Below are 6,641 nucleotides of genomic sequence, written 5' to 3'. Positions count from 1 at the left end.
TCCTGAAGGTACCAAATCCGATTCCCGGCTATAGTAAGTATAGGTTATAAAGGTATAACGATCACCGGGTCGGGGCTGACCTTCCAGCAACCAGTCAGGCCATTGTCCATTTTTTATCCCGTCATCAGGCTTAAATTTGTCTCCAATTAACCGATTGATCCATAAGTTTGCAACCCTTAATTCAAGCTTATTTTCTCCTTCCTGCAAGGCTTTAGTAATATTCATCTGCCAGGGAGAGGTCCACAGCACCCCAAGATCTTTTCCATTTACTATAACACGTGCCATATTATAAACTTTACCCAGATCAATAAAATACTCCTTTTGCGGAGCATCTTCAGACCGATGTAAATCATCTATTTCAAATGTCTTTTTATAGCTGGCTATTCCGGAATAATATTTGATACCTTTTTCGGGGCGTTTGGTCCAATCGGTTAAACCATCAAATATAATATTTTCAGGTCCGCCCCATTCCGGGTCAAATGAAACTTCCCATGGTCCTTCTAACTCCTTGATAACACGCTTCTCTGGGAAATTTTTTTCAACCTGCTCATCATCTTTTTCTTCTCCTGATTTAGGAAATACCACAAAAAAACTCTGATAAGCATCAAACTGAAGGGGAACAGTAGTTCGTTCACCATTATGACTATATTGAGGTAGTTTACGGATGCTTCCGTTAAGCGGATTCCACAATTCAGGAGTACCGTTTTTCACCCCGAATGTGCATTTTGTTTGTATTTTCCGATCACTTTTATTAGATACAAAATAAATATCTCTCTTTTTCATCTTTCTGTGGGTATAACGTACCGGACCCCCGGCAGAAAAATCCTTTGTTACTCCAATCCTGGTCAGCACATCAGCAGCAATCTCATAAGCGGGATAAAGGTCATCCTCTGTTTGTTTATTCAGCGTGCCTCCCCGGAAAATTTTTCCCTTACCATAGCTTTTTCCAATGAGTTTTGAAGGTGTATCATACCCGCCCCAAATCTTACCGGCCAGACTTTTAACTGTGCTGTCACATTCCGGATAGTTCATCAGGCTTGGCGATTGTTTAGGAGGGGTACCCAAAACAAAAGCACCTTTATCTATCAGGTGTTCTATTTTTTTAAGTAATTCCGGGGTCATTGTTTTCATTAAAGGCAGTACCAAGAGGTCGTATGAGCCACCTTCCGGAAATACAATTTTATGATTTTTTACAGTAGCATCTGAGATAAAGTTGAAAGGGGATACCCCATCAAAATTATAACCTCGCCGGTCAGGAAGTGTATCATTTCCGGTTAAAGCGCTGGAAGGAGGCCGGAAAATGTGAGGGGCTCCTTCAGGTGTAAGGTATAAAATATCAGATACAGTTTGGCCCTGTTGAAGCATATGCTGGCAACGCGATACATAGCGGTGATAGCCTTCAACCATAGGCCACCAGGTTTGTTTCCTGTCCCAGTGCACCCCGTAAGGACCCATGGTCATACCCGGCCTGAGATCTTCTCTTAAGGATTTATGTGCAAAGGTATGATAGAGAAAACGGTTGATACCGGCACAGAAGGCCCAGTCACCCTGGTTTTTCATAGCTCCTGGAAATTGTTGCCATGCTTCCGATGGAGTGGCAGTAAATGCTTCGGCAGCAACTACCGGTTCTCCTTTTACATGGGCAATAGATGTTGCTTCTATAACGCTGTATGAAGTATTAAAGCCATACCCCTTTGACCAAAACTCGCACATAGGCACATCGGCGAAAGAACCCAGGGCAAGGTCAGCCGTTGGATTCATATCATAGGGCTCAATGCTCAGGTCCAGTCCATATCTGTCACCAAGCTCCTTGATTCTTCCTACATGGTTTTCCAAAACCAATTCCTGGCTTGTAATCCGCATATCCCATAAAAACCGTTCAGTAAGCTCTTTACTTTCAATAATATAGCCGTTATAAGCGGGCAAAAAATTCAGAAGATCGTAACCCCGGCGTTCCCTGAACTTTTTACGAAAATCGTCGGTCCAGTTTTGGGCACCCATTTCCCAAGAGTCCATATGAAGTCTGGTCCAACTTTTATTATCAGAGGATTTGGATAGATCTGCCTTTTTTATGAGTTTGGCAAGGTAGGAATTGAAATGATGATTAAAAGCTTCCGCACTGAACTTATCACACTCAAATCCCAGACCAGGTTTCGGTGCAGGTCTTGTAACAGATCCATTATTGCGCATACCAAATCGCATAATGGTCCATTTGCCTTCAGGAACTTCCCAGCTTAAACTCCCATCAGGCTTCATATGTTGTGATACATTCACAACCTGATCTTCCGGGATTGATGTTCCTTCTGTTGTCTCTGGCCAATCTGCGGGTGCCGGCAGGAAAGGTTTAACCCCTTCCCGCGAAGAGTAGGGAGAACGGTAATATAAAGCTTTCTCGTCAATGTTTTTTATCTTCTCGTCAGTATCTGGTGTGGGAAATGCCAGCACCACTACATCTTCATAATAATTATTCCATTGCTCCTTCAGTCCGGGCGAGAGTGCGCTCTCGCCAAAAAAAGGCCTCCTGGGCGATGGCTTAGAAAGATTGATATTACACTTTCCCGGGCCGCTAACTTTTTCTGATGAAACTACCAGATGACGCATGGATTTTTCGGGGGGAACCCATGGACCTCCGCTACCGGTCCAACCGGGACCCACACCCATGATGAACTCAATACCTAATCGCTCTGCTTCATCAACTGCGTGCTGAAATAAATTCTGCCATTCCTTACTTAAAAAGTTAACCTCCCCACGAGGGATACCAACGTTGACCTCCAGAAAAATAACCCGGCGTATTCCTGCCTCTTTCATAGATTCCAAATCCCTGGTCATGGCTTTCTTTGATAGATTTCCATCCATAAAATACCAATAAACCCCGGGACCTACAGTATCTGGCGGACTATGAAAAGCCTTTGCCAGGGAATTTCCCTGATCCGTTTCTTTTTGCTGCTGTATGTATGAACAACTGGAAAACACGCTAAAAATTAGTATAAAACAAAGCACTCTTGTCATAAAAAAGTAGTTTATAATTCTCTAATGATTTTTATTTGGTTCAAAAAAATCATTAATGGATAAAGGATATTTTACCCCATTTTAAAAAGTAAACATTTATCAGTTTAAAGAGCTATATTTTCAAATATGTCACGTAAAGATTTATTACGATTTTTTCATCAATTTAACCGGACCAATAAGTCCCACTGAAGCATAAGATTGCCGTTGGGTCCATCGTTGAGCGATAGAGTTATTCTCCAGGGATTTACAGTAATTTCCAAGCACCGTGGTGATCTTTATTTCAATGGTATTGCTGCCCTCTTTTAAAGAGTCTTTCAATTCATAAAGATGTTTCCCATACCACTTAAAACCCAATTTATTGCCATTGACCGATACTTCAGATATACCATGAACCTCTCCCAGGTTAAGATAAGCATAAGATTCCCGAGAGTCTAAATTTATGGTGTTTGTGTATATCGCTGTGCCGGCAAAAGTTTTAAGTTCCGGATCTTCTTTGAAATCTACAAGCTTTTCCAGAGTTTTTTGCCTGCGGGTACCATCCACATGGTGGAGGCTCACTTCCCAGGGACCTCCCAGGTCAAGCGCTGAAGCACTATCGGGTCGCTTAACAGGCACCGGCTGACCATCCTCATTATTATCAAAGACAATAAGCTTCGATTCAGACGGAGCCAATTCAATGGTCAGTTTATTCTTTTGTCCGTCAAAAGGATATAAATAACGTTCTCCCGTTTCCGGATCCCATATCCATGGCACTTTTTCACCGGTATTGAATGTTGCCCGGAAGCTGAACTGCTGATTTATATTGGAGTTGGTAAAGAAGAAGAGTTCCTCCTCTCCATGGGTGTATTGCACCTGGCTTATGTTGCGGTTTAAAGGATCAATAACCACATCAGGGGTAATTTCAAATTGCTTCTGAACATCACGGAACCAGGTGATCAAATCATCTTCAGGTGCATTAACAACCTTACAGGATTCGGGATATTCATCTTTTATCCGTTCTATGGTCTTTTTCACTGTGGAATCATTTTCCCGGTAATTTTTCAGGCCGGTACTCTTGTAGGGAGCTGATCCGATGAAAATCAGCCGGCCGCCTGCCTCAGCGAATCTGGCCATGGCCTTTGCCGTACCCGGTTGTATAGATGCAACCTCCATAAGCATTATGGTATGGTAAGTGCGGCCATTGTATCTAAGGGCTCCTTTTTCTATCTTCCCCTCATTTAAAATCTTTTCACTGATATAGTCGCAGGTATTTCCGTTTTGATGCACCGCCTCCCATAAATCGAACTGATACCAGGGGTGTTCATCCCGTGGAAATGGAAGTCTTTGAAGTCCATATTCCATCCAAAGATCTGCCAGGGGATGCATGATCGCAACATCTGCACGGGCTTCAGCATTCTGAAATACGGCAGAAAGCCGAGCCTTATAATCTGTCCAGTATTTCATAAAAGGCCACCAGGGATTGCGTTCGTTAAAAAAGGTGCCATACCGCACCCATCCGGGAAACCTGGCTTCCTTTGGGCTGTAGTTAAACCCATGCAATATAGAATGGTTTACCCCGGAGAGGTTGCTCTGGTCGCCTGCTATTTTGATCATCTCGAGGGTAGAAAAGAACACAACGGTAGTATTGGTGATCTCTTCACAACTTACTAACTGCTTTCCGGCAAGCCTGGAGCCGGAAGCTACAAATTTGTTAACCGTAGTATAGGCCCTGCCTTGCTCGGTACCAATATTACCCCGCAACCATGTCTCACACTCGGGGATATCTATATTCATGCTCGACTCCAGGGGATGATAGCCTCTGCCATAGGCCTGAACCCTGGATTTTACATTATTTGTTTCGCACCATTGCTGATAGGTTTTAATAAACCGCTCTTTGAAAAGCTCTTGCCTGGTAATATAAAAATCATATCGGGCCCTTTTCACCTCTTCCAGTGCTGACCCTTCCAACCTGGAGCCATACTCATCTGTAACCCGGTTTCCCATATGGCCGATCTTAAATAATACAAAAGGCAAATAGGGCTCTAGCGAATATCCCCGGCGTCTTTTAAATTCCTCCAGCATATCCTCGCACCAGTTGGCCCCTTCCAGCTCCAGACTATCGCAGAACATAGAGCGGAACGCAGAGTCCAGCCCGTTCAAACGCGGATTCAATGTATCAGACATCCGGGTCAGGAACTTTTTAACAGCCGAACGGTCGTAATGATTCAAAACAGGACCGGAGGCACCTGGGGCACCGTTAATTACAGCCTGGTAACCAGTTTGCAACACCATAAAGTAGAGTACATGCTCTCCTGATGGGAGATCAAGTTGGAGCTCCTCATTAGTAAACTGATCTGTCAAATCCTTTCCCGGATCGAATTCTTCCATATATGGAGATACCAGCCGCACCGAATGAAGCTGTTTATAAACCGGCTTGTGCTTAGAATGGATCTCTAATTCTACTTCATCCAAAAGTTCCTGGCGTGAAAGGGTAACCGTCCCCGGGCCTTCCAGTTTGCGCGTACCCAGTGCCAGAATCCTGGTCTGTTCATTCTTTTCCAGAAATTCTCCGCCGAAAGGCCAGCCGGATCCTACGATGATATCACATTCCATGTCTCGCTCATGGGCGCCCTGTACTGCAGTCTGAACCATTTCAATCCATTCATCACTCAGCCAGGTCAGTGATTCTATGCCCAGGGTCTCGCCTCCGGGAAATTTGATGGGATTAATTTCTACTCCCCCAATACCGGCATCTTTCAATAGATCAAGCTCCCGGAGAATCTCCTCTTTTGTCAGGCGGTTGCCATTCCACCACCACCTGACATAAGGTTTTGAACTATTGGGCGGATTCTGGAATATTTCATATAAAGCCCCATTTTGTTGGCTTTGTTTACCAGGCCGGGTGCATCCGAAATTGACCATTGGAAAACTTGCAAGGCTCAATGAAGACAAAGAGACCATGCGGATAAAGTTGCGGCGTGATATTTTCATGGTATCTAAAGGGTTATATGTCAAGTTTCATAAGGTTGTTGATGAACAACTTAATTTATTATCATATTGCAATTTAATAATTTCTTAGAGGCACTAATTATGCTTACAGATCTGTCTTAGGTGACGCTATCTCGCTATTAATGCCCTCCTTACTTCTGAATAGCTATCGCATTTCATCTCATAGAAATATATTCCCGGTGACAAGCCCTCAGCATTCCACTGTACGCTATAAGAACCTGCAGAGTGAGTTCGATCGACCAGCACTTTTTCCAGTTTACCCAGGTTATTGTAAACTGCTATTCGGACATGTTCCTGTTTGGGAATGCGATAATTTACTGTAGTAGTGTTTTTGAAAGGATTGGGATAATTGCCTCTTAATGCGTACCCGGTGGCTTTGGAATCTCCCGAATCTTCAATGTCGGTTTGCTCCTCTACATTGCTTTTACCCGGTGTCGGGGATTTAAAAAACCGCCAGTCCGGCCCGCCGTTCGGCATTCTGCCCTTTGAAATATCAGAAGTTTGTCTGTTAAAGGATACGATATCCAGAAAAATGATCTCACCATCTTCCTCTTTAGCAAGGGTGATCGCTTCACCATTCTTTTCCAGACCAAAATTCAGATGAAGGGGACCCTGGGCGGAGTCATTATCGGCCCAAAGAATAA

Annotated in this window: 3 protein-coding genes; all 3 read right to left on the bottom strand. The window is 43.8% G+C overall.

Translation table 11 applies throughout. The annotated features are described in order from the left end of the window. Positions 1 to 3,009: glycosyl hydrolase (locus KGY70_14965; GenBank protein ID MBS3776495.1), on the bottom strand; the 3,009-nt coding region annotated here is incomplete at its 3' end. 144 nt (positions 3,010 to 3,153) lie between these two features. After that, positions 3,154 to 5,979: a hypothetical protein gene (locus tag KGY70_14960; protein ID MBS3776494.1), complete on the bottom strand. Its 2,826-nt coding sequence runs from the start codon at positions 5,977 to 5,979 to the stop codon at positions 3,154 to 3,156. A 126-nt stretch (positions 5,980 to 6,105) separates the two neighbouring features. Then, on the bottom strand, positions 6,106 to 6,641 hold a 536-nt coding region (locus KGY70_14955), incomplete at its 5' end, for a T9SS type A sorting domain-containing protein (GenBank protein ID MBS3776493.1).

Source organism: Bacteroidales bacterium (genome assembly GCA_018334875.1).
Classification (GTDB): Bacteria; Bacteroidota; Bacteroidia; order Bacteroidales; family UBA12077; genus JAGXLC01.
Note: the sequence above shows the minus strand (reverse complement) of the source record. Positions and strands in the feature narration are given on the sequence as shown.

Bases quoted from the DNA above. Each gene is read 5' to 3' on its own strand.
- KGY70_14960 (MBS3776494.1), bottom strand. From the start codon at position 5,979: ATGAAAATATCACGCCGCAACTTTATCCGCATGGTCTCTTTGTCTTCA.